Annotated in this window: 16 protein-coding genes; 8 read left to right on the plus strand and 8 right to left on the minus strand. The window is 43.9% G+C overall.

Annotation, left to right across the window (positions count from 1 at the left end; genetic code table 11):
• The first annotated feature begins 164 nt into the window (after positions 1 to 164).
• The 3 genes from QWZ17_RS13360 to QWZ17_RS13370 are packed head-to-tail and all read left to right on the plus strand — an operon-like array spanning position 165 to position 1,585.
• Positions 165 to 479 carry a rhodanese-like domain-containing protein gene (locus QWZ17_RS13360; RefSeq protein ID WP_259093590.1) on the plus strand — a complete coding sequence of 105 codons (315 nt, stop codon included), beginning with the start codon at positions 165 to 167 and terminating at the stop codon, positions 477 to 479.
• Between the two features lie 2 nt (positions 480 to 481).
• On the plus strand, positions 482 to 670 hold the full coding sequence (locus tag QWZ17_RS13365; protein ID WP_290305736.1) for a DUF6358 family protein: 189 nt from the start codon (positions 482 to 484) through the stop codon (positions 668 to 670).
• 9 nt (positions 671 to 679) lie between these two features.
• Entirely contained in the window at positions 680 to 1,585 is a 906-nt protein-coding gene (locus tag QWZ17_RS13370) for a prohibitin family protein (protein WP_290305737.1), read from the plus strand.
• Between the two features lie 447 nt (positions 1,586 to 2,032).
• Here the strand turns inward: QWZ17_RS13370 and QWZ17_RS13375 are convergent, their stop codons facing one another.
• The 7 genes from QWZ17_RS13375 to rplM form a co-directional block, all read right to left on the minus strand.
• Positions 2,033 to 2,557, minus strand: coding sequence for a lipocalin family protein (locus QWZ17_RS13375; RefSeq protein WP_290305738.1), 525 nt, complete (start codon positions 2,555 to 2,557; stop codon positions 2,033 to 2,035).
• A 211-nt stretch (positions 2,558 to 2,768) separates the two neighbouring features.
• Positions 2,769 to 3,473: a UMP kinase gene (pyrH, locus tag QWZ17_RS13380; RefSeq protein ID WP_290305739.1), complete on the minus strand. Its 705-nt coding sequence runs from the start codon at positions 3,471 to 3,473 to the stop codon at positions 2,769 to 2,771.
• A 126-nt stretch (positions 3,474 to 3,599) separates the two neighbouring features.
• Entirely contained in the window at positions 3,600 to 4,721 is a 1,122-nt protein-coding gene (gene nagA, locus QWZ17_RS13385; RefSeq protein WP_290305740.1) for an N-acetylglucosamine-6-phosphate deacetylase, read from the minus strand.
• Between the two features lie 232 nt (positions 4,722 to 4,953).
• Positions 4,954 to 5,805, minus strand: coding sequence for a translation elongation factor Ts (tsf, locus tag QWZ17_RS13390; protein WP_290305741.1), 852 nt, complete (start codon positions 5,803 to 5,805; stop codon positions 4,954 to 4,956).
• Positions 5,806 to 6,003: 198 nt separating this feature from the next.
• Complete coding sequence (rpsB, locus tag QWZ17_RS13395) at positions 6,004 to 6,861, minus strand: 30S ribosomal protein S2 (protein ID WP_290305742.1); 858 nt, start codon at positions 6,859 to 6,861, stop codon at positions 6,004 to 6,006.
• A gap of 18 nt (positions 6,862 to 6,879) precedes the next feature.
• Positions 6,880 to 7,266, minus strand: coding sequence for a 30S ribosomal protein S9 (rpsI, locus tag QWZ17_RS13400; RefSeq protein ID WP_290305743.1), 387 nt, complete (start codon positions 7,264 to 7,266; stop codon positions 6,880 to 6,882).
• A gap of 26 nt (positions 7,267 to 7,292) precedes the next feature.
• Complete coding sequence (rplM, locus tag QWZ17_RS13405) at positions 7,293 to 7,730, minus strand: 50S ribosomal protein L13 (protein WP_290305744.1); 438 nt, start codon at positions 7,728 to 7,730, stop codon at positions 7,293 to 7,295.
• 451 nt (positions 7,731 to 8,181) lie between these two features.
• On the opposite strand from rplM, the gene QWZ17_RS13410 reads away from it, so the two are divergent.
• Positions 8,182 to 9,471, plus strand: coding sequence for a BamA/TamA family outer membrane protein (locus QWZ17_RS13410; RefSeq protein WP_290305745.1), 1,290 nt, complete (start codon positions 8,182 to 8,184; stop codon positions 9,469 to 9,471).
• Positions 9,472 to 9,747: 276 nt separating this feature from the next.
• Here the strand turns inward: QWZ17_RS13410 and QWZ17_RS13415 are convergent, their stop codons facing one another.
• The gene (locus QWZ17_RS13415; protein ID WP_290305746.1) at positions 9,748 to 10,392 is read right to left on the minus strand and encodes a hypothetical protein; all 645 of its coding nucleotides are present in this window, start codon (positions 10,390 to 10,392) and stop codon (positions 9,748 to 9,750) included.
• Positions 10,393 to 10,480: 88 nt separating this feature from the next.
• Between QWZ17_RS13415 and QWZ17_RS13420 the strand changes: the two genes are divergently transcribed.
• From QWZ17_RS13420 to thrC, 4 genes are all read left to right on the plus strand, one after another.
• Positions 10,481 to 13,150: a ligase-associated DNA damage response DEXH box helicase gene (locus QWZ17_RS13420; RefSeq protein ID WP_290305747.1), complete on the plus strand. Its 2,670-nt coding sequence runs from the start codon at positions 10,481 to 10,483 to the stop codon at positions 13,148 to 13,150.
• 271 nt (positions 13,151 to 13,421) lie between these two features.
• Positions 13,422 to 15,875 carry a bifunctional aspartate kinase/homoserine dehydrogenase I gene (thrA, locus tag QWZ17_RS13425; protein WP_290305748.1) on the plus strand — a complete coding sequence of 818 codons (2,454 nt, stop codon included), beginning with the start codon at positions 13,422 to 13,424 and terminating at the stop codon, positions 15,873 to 15,875.
• An 84-nt stretch (positions 15,876 to 15,959) separates the two neighbouring features.
• The gene (locus QWZ17_RS13430) at positions 15,960 to 16,892 is read left to right on the plus strand and encodes a homoserine kinase (protein WP_290305749.1); all 933 of its coding nucleotides are present in this window, start codon (positions 15,960 to 15,962) and stop codon (positions 16,890 to 16,892) included.
• Between the two features lie 176 nt (positions 16,893 to 17,068).
• Complete coding sequence (thrC, locus tag QWZ17_RS13435; protein WP_290305750.1) at positions 17,069 to 18,379, plus strand: threonine synthase; 1,311 nt, start codon at positions 17,069 to 17,071, stop codon at positions 18,377 to 18,379.
• The last annotated feature ends 102 nt before the right edge of the window (positions 18,380 to 18,481 follow it).

Consider the following 18,481-nt stretch of genomic DNA (forward strand, 5'->3'; position numbering starts at 1 on the left):
TTATTACAACGGCATCTGTGCTTTAAGGCGGCAAATTGCTGCAAAACAGCCTTGCGTGCGGTAAATCATATAATAAACGCACTTGGGCACTGATTGTTACAAAAAACAGGCGTAATTATTTGCAATGGAAAAAAAGCTACCTTTGGATTATAATTCTATTTAACATGAACGAGATAACCGTACAGGAACTAAAAGAGAAATTAGATAAAGGCGAAGACTTTCAACTAATTGACGTTAGGGAAGATTTTGAATACGAAACATCAAACCTTGGTGGCCAGTCAATTCCATTGGGTGGTATTTTAATTGAGGCTGATAAAATCAGCAAAGACAAACCCGTAGTGGTAATGTGCCGCAGTGGCAAACGCAGCGCGGCAGCTATTATGCAGTTAGAGCAGCAGGGCTACACCAACCTATCAAACCTGCGTGGCGGTATTTTGGCCTGGGCGGCAGAAATTGACCCCGAACTTTCTGTTTACTAAACATGGGCTTTAAATTAGTGCTAAATGTACTATACACTATAGGTATGGTACTTTGCGCCTTTGTGGCGTACCAGTATTTTCAGTCTAAAAACTATGTTGTAATGGCTGTAGCTTTAGTTGCCTGTGCAGCCGTTATTATATTAAAAGTAAGACTGTTAAAAGAAGTAAAGAACACGCAGAAAAAGGTGTAACTTCATTGCATGTTTATAGCAATATTAGGAGTTATCGTACTCGTGGTGGGTATAGTACTCAAACGGTCGCCCCAACCGGCAAGCCATTTTAGCAATACAGTTAGTATTGTAGGCGTAGCAATGGTGGCCCTTGGTTTAGTATTATCCATGTTTAAAACTATTGAACCCGGTAAGGTTGGTGTGCAGGTGCTTTTTGGCAAGGTACAAAACCAGGTTTTAGAAAGCGGCCTGCACATGGTTAATCCGCTTGTGGAGATCACCATTTTTGATACCCAAACCCAAACTTATACCATGAGCGCGGTTAGCAGCGAAGGCCAGAAAGAAGGCGACGATGCTATCCGCGTTTTATCATCAGATGGTTTGGAGGTTACTATCGATTTATCAGTACTTTATAAAGTAAATGCCGATAAAGCGCCGTACATTCTTCAAAACATTGGCGAAAACTATCTTGATAAAATAGTGCGCCCCGTATCCCGCACGGTAATAAGGGACAACGCCGTAAACTACGCGGCCGTTGACCTGTACTCTACCAAACGCCAGGAGTTTCAGGATAAAATAAACCGCACCATTACCGAAAACTTTGCAAAACGGGGTCTGGAGTTGCAGCAGATCCTTGTGCGCAACATCACGCTGCCGGCATCGGTTCGTGCCAGCATCGAATCAAAGATCAATGCCGAGCAGGACGCCCAGAAAATGCAGTTTGTGCTACAGAAAGAAAAGCAGGAAGCGGAACGCAAACGCGTAGAAGCCCAGGGCATTGCCGATTACCAAAAGATTCTATCAACCGGTTTATCTGACAAACAACTGCAATACGAGGCTATTAAAGCGCAAATGGCCATCGCCACATCGCAAAATGCCAAGGTAATTATTATTGGCGGCGGTAAGGGGAACCCGATAATGTTGAGTGATAAATAGACACTAATTTCACTGATTAGGGCGAATTTCACGAATTGAAATAGAGGCGAATTTTCTATAAATAACAAAGGCCACCTTTTAACGGGTGGCCTTACTGTAATCAGGGGGTAGTTAGAATATCTGTAAAGACTCCTTGCATTTGATAAAACAGAAGCCTTCGTCATTGCGAAGCGCAACGGCAAAGCCATTTAAAACAACTTTAAGAGGGCTGTCGGTCTGAGCCTGTCGAAGACTCGTGTGCAGAGGCCCTCACCCGCGTGCTTCGACAGGCTACCCATGACAAGTTATGTTTTAAAGTGTGGCGGCCTGTCACCCTGAGCCTGTCGAAGGGTCGCGCGCAGAGGCCTTCGCCCGCGTGCTTCGACAGGCTCAGCATGACCCCATTTTTTTGATGTTGTCATTTCACTTTCAGAGTCCCTGGATTTACAAACTCAGCATGACCCATTTTTAGTTTTGTTTGTCTTCGCTGGCTTTATGCTGCTGCGATACCAGTTTTTCTACCGGGTATCCCATTGCTTTACATTTTGCTACTATTTTATTGTATTCATCAGCCGGCATGCTGGGTTTGCGGCTCATGATAAATAGAAACTTATAATCCGGGTGACCAACAACCGCATAAGAGTAATCGTCGGCAATATCTATCACCCAGTAATCAACTTTAATAGGCCAAACAAACTGAGCGCGCATATCGGCGGCATTGTTATCCTTTTCGGGGAAGAGTTTTGATTTATAGGTTTTCACCTCGTTATCCTCTCCCTTTTTGGCTACGGTGAGTACGTTATAGTAGCCTTCCTTATTTAAGGTATAAGTAGTGGTAGTTTCTTTAGTGCCCTTATCAAACATGGTAGGGATGGAGTATAAAGAATACCATTTACCCGAAAATTTATTCAGATCAACTTTGGTTACAGGCTTGTTTACTGGTGCGGTAAGCGTGGTAAACAATAATATTATAGCTGTGCAAATCGCTTTCATAATCAAAAAATTAAAGCCCCGTTACATCCAATTACGGAATAACGGGGCTTTAAGATTTTTTGAAAGTATAGCGATCGGTTGTGAAGCTTTTCATCACCTGTCATGCTGAGGAACGAAGCATCTATTGACAAACTTTGCAGGGCGAACAAGTATGGTGTAGAATAGATCCTTCGCGATGCTCAGGATGACAAAATAAAGAGATTTCCCCCTTTTACTTCACCAATGTACCAATGGCTTCGCCTTTGGCAATTTTCATAAAGTTACCTTCTTTGTTCATATCAAAAACGATGATAGGCAGTTTGTTTTCCTGGCAAAGGGTAATGGCGGTCATGTCCATTACGTTTAGTCCTTTGTCATATACTTCCTGGAAAGTGATCTCGTCGTAACGGGTTGCAGATGGATCTTTCTCCGGGTCGGCGGTGTAAATACCGTCAACACGGGTGCCTTTTAATACTACATCGGCTTTAATTTCGATGGCGCGTAATGAAGCGGCGGTATCAGTAGTAAAATATGGGTTACCGGTACCGGCGCCAAAAATTACTATTTTACCAACTTCTAAATGGTGCATAGCACGCCTGCGGATATAAGGCTCGCAGATCTGCTCCATTTTAATGGCCGATTGCAGACGGGTTGCCACGCCAATGCTTTCTAAAGCGTTTTGTAAAGCCATACAGTTAATCACTGTAGCCAGCATGCCCATATAATCGGCCTGCGCGCGTTCCATGCCCGATTTTTCGGCACTAAGACCTCTAAAAATGTTACCGCCACCAACAACTATCGCAATTTCCATTCCTGTGTCGTACACATTTTTAATGTCATGCGCGTATTGCAATACCTGGTTGTTATCAATACCATATTGCCTGCCGCCCATAAGCGATTCGCCTGAAAGTTTCAGTAAAATTCTTTTGTATTTCATGAGATGAGATTTGTTAAAAACGAAAATAAAGGGAACTTGCTTTTGTAGATATCATGAATTGATAAAGCTTTGTTCATATGAGGTGTCGTTCGCCAAAAATAGCGAATAAAAATCAGTGTTAAAATTTTATGTTGTCTTTGTTAATAAATGACCGTTGAGGTAAGTTCCCTCCACCTCAAAATCAGCATTAAAAACAATCAAATCGGCATCAAAACCTTTTTCAATTTTGCCTTTTTTGGTTTGCTTAGCCAATTGAGCCGGGTATAACGAAGCCATATTTACTGCTTCAACCAAATCAATACCCACTTGTTTTACGCAGTTTTCAACAGCCTTAAGCATCGTAAGGCTCGATCCGCTTAGCGTACCATCCGGCATTACATATTTATTTCCTACCAATTGATGCTGGTAAGCCCCCTCGGTAGTTGAGGTAACAGCATCGGTAATTAAAAATAGCTTATCGCCAAGCTCACGTTTAGCCAGCCTGATCATGGCCCAATCCACGTGGTTACCATCGGCTACAATACTGGTATAAGGTTTTTCTTCAAAAATAGCGGGGATATAGCCAGGCTCGCGGTGATGCATTTGTGGCATGGCGTTAAACAAATGCGTTACCGCCGGGATAGGTTTATTTAGAAACGCTTTCCCCTCGGCATAAGTAGCGTTGCTATGCCCCGAGGATATGATTATACCTGCATTGTGCAGGTAATCAATCACCTCCTGATCCTGCAATTCAGGCGCAATGGTAATCATTTTTATTTCGCCTTCGGCCTGCTCCACCCAACCTTTAACTTCGGCAAGGGTGGCTTTTTTGATATACTTTTCGGGGTGCGCGCCTTTTTTGGCTGGATTTAAATACGGTCCTTCCAGGTGCAAGCCCCAGAAAGCTCCACGGGCCTTTTTGCGGAACGCTTTAGCCGCTTCAATACCTTTTTCAACAATTTCATTGGTATTGGTACCAATGGTAGCAAAAACGCCTGTGGTGCCCTGGTTTAGCAAATCATTTTCCAACCACTCCAAAGCCTCAACGGTTGGTGTACCGGCAAAAAGCAAACCTCCACTACCGTAAATCTGCAGATCGATAAAACCGGGCGCGAGGTATGAGCCATTGAGATCTTTCTTTTCGACACCGGCCGGGGTGGCGGTATCGTCAATAACATCAATGATAGTTCCGTTTTCGATTAAAACAGCTTTGCCTGTGGCTATTTGCCCGTTTGAAATGAGTTGGAGGTTGTGGAGTGCAGTTATCATGTAAGCTTGGAATTTGTTTAGATAGTTGATCTTACTAACATTATGTCATTGCGAGGCACGAAGCAATCTCGTCGCTTTGCGTATTCGCCCTGTATAGCCGCGAGATTGCCGCGCTTCGCTCGCAATGACATAATTGATATTCACACGCCTGACTGTTGAGCACTAACCAAGCGCTTTACAAAACAATATTGCAAAAAAAATCCCCCTCGTTTTAACGAGGGGGGTAAAATATTTAAGCTCCTAAAGCTACCCGCTTAAATGCGGTTACTGTAAGGCCTTTTTCAACGGTGGCCAGGAACTGGGCAACGCTTTTTGATGAATCTTTCACAAACTCCTGGTTTAACAGGGTTGAGTCTTTGTAAAACTTGTTCAGTTTACCTAAGCTGATTTTTTCAACCATTTCTTCTGGTTTACCTTCAGCACGGATCACGTCTTTAGCAATCTCTAACTCACGCTCAATTACAGAAGCATCAACGCCGTCTTTATCAACCGCGATAGGGTTCATAGCAGCAATTTGCATTGCAACGTCTTTACCAGCTTCTTCGGCACCTTCAGGGTTTGAGTTTAAAGCTACCAATACACCTAAACGGAAGTTACCGTGTACGTAAGCGATAACTTTTTCGCCGGTGATGATCTCTAATTTAGATACACCAATTTTTTCGCCGATTTTACCGGTTTTGTCGATAATAGCTTCACCAATAGTAGTAGTGGTGTTTTCAGTATCGATAGAAAGAGCGTAAAGCTCTTCGATTGTTTTTGGTTGATTTTCAACTGCTTTGTTAGCGATTTCATTTGCGAAAGCAACAAACTCAGCGTTTTTAGCCACGAAATCAGTTTCGCAGTTAAGTTCAATAACTACACCGGTTTTGCCATCAGCACTTGTACGTGAAATAACAACACCTTCGTTTGATTCGCGATCCTGACGGCTTGCGGCAACTTTAGCGCCTTTTTTCCTTAAAAAATCGATAGCTGCTTCAAAATCACCGTTAGTTTCGGTTAATGCTTTTTTGCAATCCATCATACCGGCACCAGTTTGCTGGCGCAGTTTATTTACGTCGGCTGCAGATATTTGTACTGTAGACATCTTTTTGTGTTTTAAGTTGTATGTTATGAGTTGTAGGCTAATGGCAAATTTAATATACCGTTGTAACCCCCAACTGTATTTACTATTAAAAAATATAGGTTATATAAAAACAACCTATAAGTTAAAAGTCGTAAGTACTAAGAACTAAGCCCGGGATTAATTCCAGGCTTAGCACTTAGTGCTTACGACTAAAATTAATTACTCTTCTGTTTCAGCAGGTGCTTCGGCATCAGCCTCGGCTACTACGTCTGCAACTTCAGCAGTTTTTCTTGCTCTTTTACCGTCTTCGCTACGATCTTTAACTTCAGGAGCATCAGCTTTTGATTTAGCAGCAACTGCTTCTTTCTCAGCTTCGTCTTCTTTATCGCGTTTGCGTTCTTCTAAACCTTCTTCAATCGCTTTGATGATGATGCTGGTAATCAATGAAATTGATTTGGTAGCGTCGTCATTCGCAGGGATAGGGAAATCGATGTTTGAAGGATCAGAGTTGGTATCAACCATAGCAAATGTAGGGATGTTCAACTTCAAAGCTTCAGATACAGCGATATGCTCTTTCTTAACGTCGATTAAAAATAATGCTGCAGGTAAACGGTTCAAATCAGCTATACCGCCTAAAAGGGTTTCCAATTTGATACGCTCACGTTGTATCATCAGTCTTTCTTTTTTAGAAAGGTTGCTGTAAGTACCGTCTTTAGTCAATTTATCGATGTTTGACATCTTTTTGATCGACTTACGTACAGTTGCAAAGTTGGTTAACATACCACCTAACCAACGCTCGGTGATGTATGGCATGTTTACGCTTTTTGCATAATCAGCAACGATATCTTTCGCTTGTTTCTTTGTAGCTACGAATAATACCTTACGGCCCGATTTTACAATTTGTTTGATAGCTGCAGCAGCTTCTTCAACCTTGGTTAAGGTTTTATTTAAATCTATAATGTGGATACCATTACGCTCCATGAAAATGTACTGTGACATTTTCGGGTCCCATTTGCGGGTAAGGTGACCAAAGTGTACACCAGCGTCCAGTAAATCCTGATAAGTTGTTCTTGCCATTTTGTTGTCCTCCTGTGATTAACGTTTACTGAATTGGAATCTCTTACGTGCTTTCCTGCGTCCTGGTTTTTTACGCTCAACCATACGGTCATCACGTGTCATTAAGCCTTTAGCGCGTAATGCAGGTTTCTTATCAGCATCCAGTTCAACAATGGCTTTCGCGATAGCTAAACGAACAGCTTCTGCCTGTCCTTTTACACCACCACCTGCAACGTTTACTTTAACATCGTATTTTCCGGTGCTACCAGAAACTTCGGTGCTTTGAGTAACAATGTACTGCAATGGCAATGTTGGGAAATACTCTTTGTAATCTTTACCGTTAACCACGATAGCACCATTTCCTTCTGAAAGGTAGATGCGGGCAACGGCTGTTTTTCTTCTGCCTGAAGTGTTAGTTGTTGGCATTTCTTTTCTCCTTTAAAATTAAAAAGTTAAATGGTTGTTGGGTTTTGTGCTGCATGAGGATGCTCAGAACCTGCATATACATACAGATTACCAAATAATGCTTTGCCCAAACGACTTTTAGGTAACATACCACGAACCGCTTTTTCAATTACGCGATTTGGATGTTTCGCCATTAACTCCTTAGGAGAAATGAAACGCTGACCACCTGGGTAACCAGTGTAAGAAACATATTGCTTAGCGCTAAATTTGTTTCCGGTCAACTTTACCTTGTCTGCATTGATAACTATCACATTATCACCGCAGTCTACGTTCGGGGTGAAATCTGGCTTGGTTTTTCCACGAATGATCATTGCGATCTTTGTAGACAAGCGCCCCAAAATCTCGCCTTGTGCGTCAACAACAACCCATTGTTTGTTAACGGTTTTTTTGTTGGCTGAGACAGTTTTGTAACTTAACGTATTCACTTGCTTTAAATTAAATTGTTTAAACGTTTATTATACCCCGCATTTTCGGGACTGCAAAGATACAGCTATTTATTTTATTAACAAATAGTTTTGCACTAATTTTCAATTTGTTATTGTTACTGGTGCTGAGGCGGTTAATGAGTGGTGTTTTTGTTGACAAGTTATTGGCAGTGTAGCCGCTTAACGCTACATGTTGAATCCTTAAAAAATACAAAATTACGCACCTCAGTCTATATCTTTTGGTGTCACAACATTACCACTACTGAAAATCAGCCCTCAAAAGCGCTTTGATGGATTTTCCGGTGTTTCGTTTTCTGTGTGTTGCTGTTGCGTTTTTGTTGCACTTGTTGCGAACGCAACACTTTTGAAAAACATTTAAAAAGTGTTAATTCTTTATTCTGATACTTTGTTTCGCTTATATTAGCAACAAACTATTGTAAGCCCCTAAATAATGACACTTACACGCAGGTTTACGCTTGCCTTATCTTTTCTTGTGCTATCTTCAACCGTATTATTTGCCCAAAATAAGGTAAGTATAGAGGATTCATTGAAAAACCAGGTAGACGCCAGCAGCCTGCTAAATTCTCTTTTCAGCAAAAAAAGGCTAACCGAAAAAAAGGATACTACACAGTCCGAAAAAAAGTTTTTTTTTGCTGTGTTACCGTCAGCCGCTTATAATCCCAGTGTGGGCTTTGCCATCGGGGCTACCTCCGCGGCGGGCATGTACTTTGGCGATAGGCATAACACCATCTTATCGGTAATGAACGCGGGAGCCTATGTATCTACCAACGGCTTGTCCACCCTCGAAATTAAACACAACGCTTTTACCTCCAAAAACATCTGGAATTTACAGGGCACTTTACAGGTTGGCAAAACCATAGCCAAAGATAATGGCCTGGGTACCGGGCACCGCAGCATAGGCGATGGACCTTTTCACATGGGCGATCAGCATTTTGATGACAACCCCGACGAGTTCCCTATTAAATACACTTACCTTAAAATCAACGAACGTGTTTACCGTAAGGTATCTGATCATATTTATATAGGGGCCGGCCTAAGCTTCAATTTTTATGATAACATTACCGACGATCGTAAAAATATTCCCGTAACATCAACTCACAATTATCGCTATAGCATTCGCAAGGGGTACTCACCTTATAGCTATAATGCCAACGGTATTTTGGTAAACTTTCAGTACAACAGCCGCGACCAGCCCAACCGGGCTTTTAAAGGAATTTACGCCGATTTTATTTTCCGAGCCAACCAGGGTTGGCTGGGCAGTAACCGTAACGCCATACAGTTAAAAACAGAATTAAGGAAATACTGGAGCCTAAGCACTACCGACCCCGAACATGTGCTGGCTTTTTGGCACTGGGCCACCTATACGGTTTCTGGGTCGGTACCTTACCTGGAGTTGCCGGGTACCGCGAGTGATGCCTACGGCCGCATTGGCCGGGCCTTTGTTATAGGCCGGTTTAAAGGGCCATCATTTGTTTATAACGAAGCCGAGTACCGGTTTCCGATAACCGCCAACAAGTTGTTGAGCGGCGTTGCCTTTGTTAACGTAGAATCGGCCAATAACCAGCGTGATATTAAATTGTTCAGGTATTGGGAGCCGGGAGCCGGTGCCGGGCTACGCCTGCTATTCAATAAGTTTACCCGCTCAAACATGTGCTTTGATTACGCCCGCGGCGCTTACGGCTCAAGCGGTTTCTTTTTAGGGCTAAACGAGGTTTTTTAACGTGCTGGACTTAGAAGCTGTTTAAAAACGGTTGTGAAAAGATATTATGGTCAAAAAAATGTCATTGCTTCGCTAATCCTTCTATTCATGGAATATTCGTTAACATGCTGGCTACGACTCACCCGGTCTACGCTTCGCTGGACCACCCTCTCTCCGGCAAGCCGCAAAGAGGGTTGAAAAATAGAAACTTCTTACCCCTCTATGCGACGCAGTCGGAGAGAGGGGGAGACGGGCGTAGCCTCGTCGGGGTGAGTCGTCTNATTTTTAAATAGCTTCTTAGTGCATATTGATATACGTTACTGCCGTATCATGCGCTTTATGTACTACCACGCCTACGCATTTACCACTTGCGGCGCTTATCTCAAATGAGATACCTTTATCCAAATCGGTATACACCTCAACTTCGCCGGCTTTACTATTATAGCTCGACGTAGACTTTAAAGTATAAGTCTTCTTTATCGCATCCAATGTTGAACCTACGCCAACACCGTCGGCAGTTTTAAACCATGGCGATGTTACCAGTATTTTTTGAATATGGCTGATGGCTTCATCTTTACCACCCATATTATGGCGGGCAAAGATACTGGTACGATAACCGCTGGCATCGTGCCTGGCAAACCAAACCATCAGCGAACTACCCATGGCCGCGTCTGAGCTATCGGGCTTGCCCAATATTTTAATACTATTTTGCACATCGTCATCAATCATAATATGACCAATACCTTTGCCAGGGGTAATCAACTGATTGGCGGGTACCGGTTTGGTGGTTGCAGTATCCGGGGCGATGAGCTTATTGGCTTCCGAATCCCGCACAACAGCGCTCGCGGGTAATGAGGTATCGGCCGTGGTTTCTTTTGAGGTTGATGAATTACAGGCAAATAAGCCCGCGATCAATAATATTAAAACACTATTCTTTATCATACATTAGCTAACAGTAATTATCCCCATTTTGTTGGTCCGGTAATATAACATGTGGCTAACTAAACGTAATTCTTTTTGTTATTGAGGCATGACAGATAAAGGGCCACAGGTAATACAACAATGGTACAGGCAAAAAAACTGGCAGCAGTTTCCGTTTCAAAAAGAGATGGAAAATACTTACCTGGCCGGATACTCGGGTCTGCTTAACGCGCCTACAGGCAGCGGAAAAACCTATGCCTTGTTTTTGCCTTTTTTAGCCGGTTTTATTAACCAACACCCAGATACTTATACCACCCAACAAAACAACGGACTGTTAATGTTGTGGATAACTCCGCTACGCGCCCTTACCAACGATATCCGCAAAGCCATGCAGGAGGCCTGTGACGAAATGGGCCTACCCTGGCGCATAGCCACTCGCACCGGCGATACATCTGCCGCCGAAAAAGCCGCCCTCAAAAGAAAACTGCCCGAAGTACTCCTTACCACCCCCGAAAGCCTGCACCTGATGCTGGCCCAAAAAGAATATCCCAAACTATTCAACAACCTGCAGGTAGTGGTAATTGACGAATGGCACGAGTTGTTAGGAACCAAGCGGGGCGTACAGGTAGAGTTGGGACTATCGCGGTTAAAGGCACTTGCGGCAGTGGGCAGTTCCCAGTTAGCAGTAGGCAGTGGGCGGTTGGCAGATGGCAGTGGGCAGCATATATCTGATAAAGCGATGTTACCAACAGATGTAAAGCAAATAAACAAAAAAGGTAATACCCGATCAGAAACTGAAAACTGCCAACTGAAAATCTGGGGCATCAGCGCAACCATTGGTAACCTGGAGCAGGCGGCGGAAGTTTTGTTGGGTAATGATTTCCCCCCGGAGCATATTAAAATGGTGAGGGCCAATCTGGAGAAAAAATTGGAGATCAAATCCATCATTCCCGATAACGTAGAAAACTACTCCTGGGCAGGGCATATCGGGTTAAAACTGCTACCCAAAGTGATGGAGATTGTGGCAAAAAGCAAAACCACGCTGATATTTACCAATACCCGCTCTCAGTCTGAAATCTGGTACCATGCTATATTGGATAACTATCCAGAGTATGCCGGTATTATGGCCATGCACCATGGCTCTTTGGACAACGAACTGCGCAACTGGGTTGAACAAGCACTGCATGCTGAAGCACTTAAACTGGTGGTTTGTACGTCAAGCCTCGATCTCGGGGTAGATTTTCGTCCGGTTGATTGCGTGATCCAGGTGGGCAGCCCTAAGGGGGTAGCCCGTTTTATGCAGCGGGCCGGCCGCAGCGGCCATCACCCGGGCGCGGTATCCCGAGCATATTTTGTACCCACTCACTCATTAGAATTGTTAGAAGGTGCAGCCCTTAAGGAAGCCATAAAACGCGGCATTTTTGAAAGCCGCGACCCAATGCTACTTACTATGGATGTGCTGATTCAGTACATGGTTACCCTGGCCGTATCAGACGGTTTCAGGGCCGATGAATTGTTTAAAGAAGTACGCGGCACTTATGCCTTTGCCGATATTACCTCAAAGGAGTTTGGCGAACTACTGGAGTTTATAACCACAGGTGGCAAAACGCTGGCACAATATGACGAGTTTTTAAAGGTAGAGGTGGAGAATGGCCTTTACAAAGTAAACAGCCGCCGGGTGGCCATGCGTCACCGCCTTAGCATAGGCACCATAACCAGCGAACTAAGCATCCGGGTAAAATGGCTTAGCGGCGGCAGCCTGGGCACTATCGAAGAATCCTTTGTATCCAAACTAAAACCGGGCAATACATTTTGGTTTGCCGGCCGCAGCCTCGAATTTATCAGGGTAAAAGAGATGACGGCTTTTGTAAAAAAATCAAATTCAACCAAGGGCTTAATCCCCAGTTGGAATGGCGGGCGGATGCCTTTATCATCACAACTGGCCGCTGTATTTAGGGATAAGCTGGACGAGGTAGCACACGGTATTGAAAAAGATATCGAAGTTATAGCGCTTAAACCTTTGTTTAAATTACAGCAGGAGTTATCCCATTTGCCACAGAGCCACGAGTTTTTAATTGAGTCGTTTAAATCCAAACAGGGGCATCATTTGTTATTTTACCCTTTTGAGGGGAGGTTGGTGCACGAGGGGATGGCATCTTTATTGGCTTTCCGTATCAGTAAGATCAGGAATGCCAGTTTTTCTATCGCCATGAACGATTATGGTTTTGAACTGCTTACGGATGAAGACGTACCGATAGAAGATGTTTTGGAGAATACCGGTTTCTTTTCGTTAGATAACCTGATTGATGATATCCAGCACAGTTTAAACGCCAACGAAATGGCCCGCAGGCGTTTCAGGGATATCGCCCACATTGGGGGGTTGGTATTTACCGGCTACCCCGGCGCGCAGGTAAAAAACAAACACCTGCAAGCCTCAACTTCGTTGCTGTTTGAAGTATTTACCGAGTATGAGCCGGATAACCTGCTGGTACGCCAGGCCTATAACGAAGCGCTGGCTTTCCAGTTAGAGGAATTTAGGTTAAGGTCGGCTTTGCAACGCATCCAAACGCAAACCATCATTCTTAAAAATATTGAACGGCCAACACCTTTTGCTTTCCCGATAATGGTAGATAGCCTTGGTCGTGAAAAACTTACCACCGAAACTATGGAAGAACGCATTGCCAAAATGGCCCGTAGCTACGGTGCCGAAGGTACATGGGATGCTGCCGACAACAAAAAAAACCGCCGACCGGGGATTAGCCGAAAGAAAGGGTTTTAAGGAATATCAATAGACTTTGACGAATCTTACTCAGCAGACCGTTTTCAAAAAAGGTAAAATAAAGCTTGTTTATTAAAAAATAATCTATTTACTTTGTCGACATTATAAGTATGACAACTAACAACACCATTATTACCACAATTATTACCACCGGTATAAACCCTGGAGGAAGATAATCGTATGGTGTAAAAACATAAAAAGAAACCAAATGAAAGCCTTCCTCCACAACGGGGAAGGCTTTTTTATTATTTATATTGCTTAAAAACAAACAATGAAAGTTTTAAAATTCGGCGGCACATCCGTAGGTTCCGCCGCAAGTATCCAAACGCTTTTAACCATATTAAAAGACGAAGTAAAAAATGAAACCGCCAAACCGGTAGTTGTATTATCGGCAATGGGCGGGGTAACCAATCTGCTGGCTTCCATGGCCGAAGATGCTGCCAATGGTAAAGAATTTACTGCCCAACTGGCCGAGCTGGAAAAACGCCACTTTGATGTGGTAAAAACCCTGCTTGATGTGCAAAACCAAAATCCGGCTTTTACCCGTTTAAAAATCCATTTTAACCAGTTAGAGGAATTGTTGCAAGGCGTGCTAACCCTGCGCGAACTTACCCCCAAAACCCGCGACCAGGTACTGAGCTTTGGTGAACGCTGCTCAACCATTATGGTAAGCAAAATTGCCGCCCAGCATTTTAAAGAAGTATTATACGTTGATGCTGCAGACGTTATTAAAACCGACAGCGCTTTTGGCAACGCCAAGGTAAACACCGAGCTTACCGAGTTACTGATTAAAACTTTACAGCAAGAGAATAAAGACAAAATATTATTTGTTACCGGCTTTATTGCAGGTAACGATGCCGGCCAAACCACTACTTTAGGTCGTGGAGGATCGGATTATACAGCGGCCATATTTGGTGCAGCGCTTAACGCCAAAGAAGTTCAGATATGGACGGATGTTAATGGTATGATGACTGCCGACCCACGGATGGTAAAAAAAGCATTCTCGTTAACCGAGCTTACTTATACCGAGGCGATGGAGCTATCGTACTTTGGGGCCAAGGTGATCTATCCGCCAACCATGATCCCGGCATTTTTAAAGAAAATCCCTATCGTAATCAAAAACACCTTCGAGCCGGAGTTTGAAGGAACCGTGATCCGTCATGATTGTAAAGCTTCAACATTGCCTATCAAAGGGATCTCGTCAATCAACAATATCAGCATCCTTAATTTAGAGGGTAGCGGCATGGTTGGTAAATCCGGCTTTAGCGGCAGGTTGTTCTCGCTGCTGGCCAGGGAGCAAATCAACATCATCCTGATTACGCAATCATCATCAGAGCATAGCATTACTTTCGCTGTATCTCCACAAGATACCGAGCGTGCCAAACAGGTTATTGAGCAGGAGTTTGAGCTGGAACTTTTAGCCAAAAAGTTAGAGCACCTCACCATCGAGAAAAACCTGGCCATATTAGCTGTAGTTGGCGAAAATATGAAACAAACGCCGGGCATGTCGGGCAAGTTATTCCATGCTTTAGGTCGTAACGGTGTAAACGTAAGGGCTATCGCGCAGGGATCGTCGGAATATAATATCTCGGTGATCATTTCGGCACAGGATCTTTCAAAAGCATTGAACGCCGTGCATGATGCCTTCTTTGTTCAGCTTACCAAAACATTGCATGCGTTTTGCTTAGGCACCGGTAACATTGGCAAAACCCTGTTTGCCCAGCTTAACGCCCATAGCGACTACTTGAAAGAGCATAACGGCATCCAGGTGAAAGTTGCCGGTATCAGCAATACCCGCAAAATGACTTTTAACAGCGATGGCATTTCTTTAGATACCTGGCAGGAAGATATCGAAGCCTCACCATATACTGCCGATTTAAAAGAGTTCATCGCCAAAATGAAAGACATGAACTTGCCTAACTGCGTATTTATTGACAACACTGCCAGCCCAAAACCTATTGAGTTTTATGAGGATGTGTTTAAAGCCAATATCTCGGTTATCACCTGTAATAAAATAGGCAACTCGGGCAGTTACAAACAGTACCGTACTTTTAAAGATACCGCCCGTCGCCACGGAGTTGATTTCTTTTACGAAACCAACGTAGGTGCTGGCTTGCCGATCATCAACACCTTAAAAAACCTGATGAACAGTGGCGATAGGGTGCAGCGCATTGAGGCTATTCTATCGGGCACTATATCTTTTATCTTCAATAATTTTAAAGGTGATGCCAATTTTCACGATGTGGTAAAAGAGGCCCAGGAAAAAGGCTACACCGAACCAGATCCGCGTGATGATTTGAGCGGTAAGGATTTTATGCGCAAAATGCTCATCCTTGCCCGCGATGCAGGTTACGCTATGGAAGAAGCCGACGTAGAAATACAAAGCGTACTGCCCCAAGCCAGCCTGGAAGCAAAATCTGTTGAAGATTTTTACGCCACCCTTAAAACCGAAGACGCCCATTTTGCCAAACTGAAAGACCAGGCTGAAAAAGACGGTAAAGTACTCCGTTACATAGGCAAATTAGAAGATGGTAAAGTAACCATCACCCTGCAAATGGTTGATGAAAACCATCCGTTCTACATGTTATCAGGCAGTGATAACATTATATCTTTCACCACCGACAGGTACAAAGAACGCCCATTGGTAGTAAAAGGCCCTGGTGCCGGTGCCGAGGTTACTGCAGCAGGTGTGTTTGCAGACCTTATAAACTTAGGTGCTAATTAATTGATAACATGCCCTTCTGTTAAAGAAGGGTTTATATAAGGACTATAACTTACGGAACCGAATTTTCGGCTCCGAACCAAACAAATGGAAAAAGAAATACATGTTTTTGCCCCGGCTACTGTAGCCAATGTGGTATGCGGGTTCGACGTGCTGGGTTTCGCGGTTAACGCGCCGGGCGACGAGGTAATTATGCGTGTTACCGATAAACCGGGCATCACCATCAGCAAAATTACCGGCGATGATGGCCGCTTGCCAATGGACCCAGCTAAAAATACAGTGAGCGTGAGCGTTCAGCATTATTTGCAAAGCGTAGGGCGTATCGATATTGGTTTGGATATTGAGCTGCACAAAAAAATGCCGATTGGCAGCGGGCTGGGGTCAAGTTCGGCCAGTACGGTTGCAGGTTTGTTTGCCATCAAAACCCTTTTGGGCGATGAAAGCGACGCAGCTAAATTGTTGCCTTTTGCCATGAAAGGCGAAGAAATGGCTTGCGGTCACGGTCATGCTGATAACGTAGCACCTGCCTTGTTAGGTGGTTTTGTGCTCATCCGTAGTTACGAGCCTTTAGATGTGGTACGTTTGCCACATCCGGCGGGCTTATGGTGCGCTATCGTATTTCCCGATGTTGATGTACCAACCAGGGAGGCACGTCAGATCATCCGCAAAAACATCCAGATGAAGGATGCCGTAACCCAGTGGGGTAATATTGCTGGCCTGGTAAGCGGTTTGTTTATGAATGATATTGACCTGATTGGCCGCAGTATGAAAGATGTACTGGTTGAGCCTGTACGCTCCATGCTGATCCCTGATTTTTACAAAATGCGCGAAATGGCAATGGAATTAGGCGCGGTAAGCTTCGGCATTTCCGGCTCTGGTCCGTCTGTTTTTGCGTTTACTAAAGATGAGGAAACCGCCAACCGCATCACTCAAAAATTGCAACAACACTTAACCGGCTTAAAGATAGGTTCCAATGGTTACGTATCAACTATAAATGACGCGGGACCAAGAGTTCTGTAAAGTCAAAATTAAAAATTCAAAAGTCAAAAATCCACGCGTCATTGCGAGGTACGAAGCAATCCCAAACTATACAGAGAAACTTGCATGGTTGATCTGCTCATCGGGGATTGCTTCGTACCTCGCAATGACGGAAAAAATAAATCCGAAATCGAAATTCCGAAATCCGAAATCAAAAAATGAAACTCTACAGCACCAACAATACCTTATCAGAAGTATCTTTTAAAGACGCGGTTTTTAACAGCATGCCGCAGGATAAGGGTTTATATATGCCCATCAGCATTCCGCGTTTAAGTGATGATTTTATCAACAACCTGGATAAGTATACCTTGCCCGAGATTGCTTTTGAAGTGGCTAAAACCCTTTTGGGCGATGCCATGCCTGTTGATGATTTGAAAGCCTTGATCGACGACGCCATCAACTTCGACGCTCCGGTTGTAAAGCTGGATGATAACGTACACGTGCTGGAACTTTTCCACGGACCATCGCTTGCATTTAAGGACTTTGGTGCCCGTTTCATGAGCCGGGTAATGAGCTACTTTTTAGAGGAAGGCGAAAAACAGTTGGATGTATTGGTTGCTACCAGCGGCGATACCGGCGGCGCGGTTGCTTTAGGCTTTTTGGGCGTGCCTAACACCCGCGTTACTATATTATATCCTAAAGGTAAAGTAAGTGGCGTACAGGAGCAGCAATTAACCACCAACGGCCAAAACATCCGTGCGCTGGAGGTTGATGGCACATTTGATGATTGCCAGGCATTGGTTAAACAAGCTTTTACTGATCCTGAGCTAAACGATCAGTATCGTCTTACATCGGCAAACTCTATCAACATAGCCCGTTTGGTGCCACAAACATTTTATTACTTTAATGCCTACGCCCAGTTATTGAGGCAGGGTCTTAAAAAAGTAGTCTTCTCCGTACCCAGCGGTAACTTTGGCAACATAGGTGCCGGCTTATTGGCCTGGAAAATGGGCTTACCGGTTGAGAAATTTATAGCGGCTACCAATGCCAATGATACTGTGCCCGAGTTTTTAAAAACCGGTGTTTATCAACCTAAGCCATCGGTAGCAACTTTATCAAATGCCATGGATGTAGGCAATCCAAGTAACTGGGTACGTATTGCCGATATGTTTAAGGCAGATATGGAAGAATTGAAAAATTTAGTAATTGGTTTTAAATACAATGATGAGGAAACTGTAAAAGCCATCAACTGGGTATTTGATACTTATGGCTATGTGGTTTGCCCGCATACCGCCATCGCATGGCAGGCCTTAACCGATTATCAGCAAGATCATCCTGCTGTTGATACCGCCGGCGTTTTCTTATCAACCGCCCATCCCTGCAAATTCCCGGATGTTTTCAGTGCTGAGATAACCGCCAAAATTGATGTGCCAGCCCAGGTAAAAGAACTGGAATCAAAAACCAAACTGGCTATTGCCATCAGTAAGGATTTTGAAGATTTTAAAGGTTATTTATTGAACGCGAAGTAGACCTTCAGGCCCTACACCTATCTATAATATCCCAGACTTACGAAGTTTTTAAAACTTTGTAAGTCTTTCGTCGCTTTGCCTCGCCCTCTAAAAAACGGTGGA

The sequence above is a fragment of the Mucilaginibacter flavus genome, from assembly GCF_030409315.1.
GTDB lineage: Bacteria > Bacteroidota > Bacteroidia > Sphingobacteriales > Sphingobacteriaceae > Mucilaginibacter > Mucilaginibacter flavus.

Bases quoted from the DNA above. Each gene is read 5' to 3' on its own strand.
- QWZ17_RS13430 (WP_290305749.1), top strand. From the start codon at position 15,960: ATGGAAAAAGAAATACATGTTTTTGCCCCGGCTACTGTAGCCAATGTG.
- tsf (WP_290305741.1), bottom strand. From the start codon at position 5,805: ATGTCTACAGTACAAATATCTGCAGCCGACGTAAATAAACTGCGCCAG.
- QWZ17_RS13375 (WP_290305738.1), bottom strand. From the start codon at position 2,557: ATGAAAGCGATTTGCACAGCTATAATATTATTGTTTACCACGCTTACC.
- pyrH (WP_290305739.1), bottom strand. From the start codon at position 3,473: ATGAAATACAAAAGAATTTTACTGAAACTTTCAGGCGAATCGCTTATG.
- QWZ17_RS13365 (WP_290305736.1), top strand. From the start codon at position 482: ATGGGCTTTAAATTAGTGCTAAATGTACTATACACTATAGGTATGGTA.
- nagA (WP_290305740.1), bottom strand. From the start codon at position 4,721: ATGATAACTGCACTCCACAACCTCCAACTCATTTCAAACGGGCAAATA.
- thrC (WP_290305750.1), top strand. From the start codon at position 17,069: ATGAAACTCTACAGCACCAACAATACCTTATCAGAAGTATCTTTTAAA.
- QWZ17_RS13360 (WP_259093590.1), top strand. From the start codon at position 165: ATGAACGAGATAACCGTACAGGAACTAAAAGAGAAATTAGATAAAGGC.
- QWZ17_RS13370 (WP_290305737.1), top strand. From the start codon at position 680: ATGTTTATAGCAATATTAGGAGTTATCGTACTCGTGGTGGGTATAGTA.
- QWZ17_RS13420 (WP_290305747.1), top strand. From the start codon at position 10,481: ATGACAGATAAAGGGCCACAGGTAATACAACAATGGTACAGGCAAAAA.
- rpsI (WP_290305743.1), bottom strand. From the start codon at position 7,266: ATGCCAACAACTAACACTTCAGGCAGAAGAAAAACAGCCGTTGCCCGC.
- thrA (WP_290305748.1), top strand. From the start codon at position 13,422: ATGAAAGTTTTAAAATTCGGCGGCACATCCGTAGGTTCCGCCGCAAGT.
- QWZ17_RS13410 (WP_290305745.1), top strand. From the start codon at position 8,182: ATGACACTTACACGCAGGTTTACGCTTGCCTTATCTTTTCTTGTGCTA.
- QWZ17_RS13415 (WP_290305746.1), bottom strand. From the start codon at position 10,392: ATGATAAAGAATAGTGTTTTAATATTATTGATCGCGGGCTTATTTGCC.
- rpsB (WP_290305742.1), bottom strand. From the start codon at position 6,861: ATGGCAAGAACAACTTATCAGGATTTACTGGACGCTGGTGTACACTTT.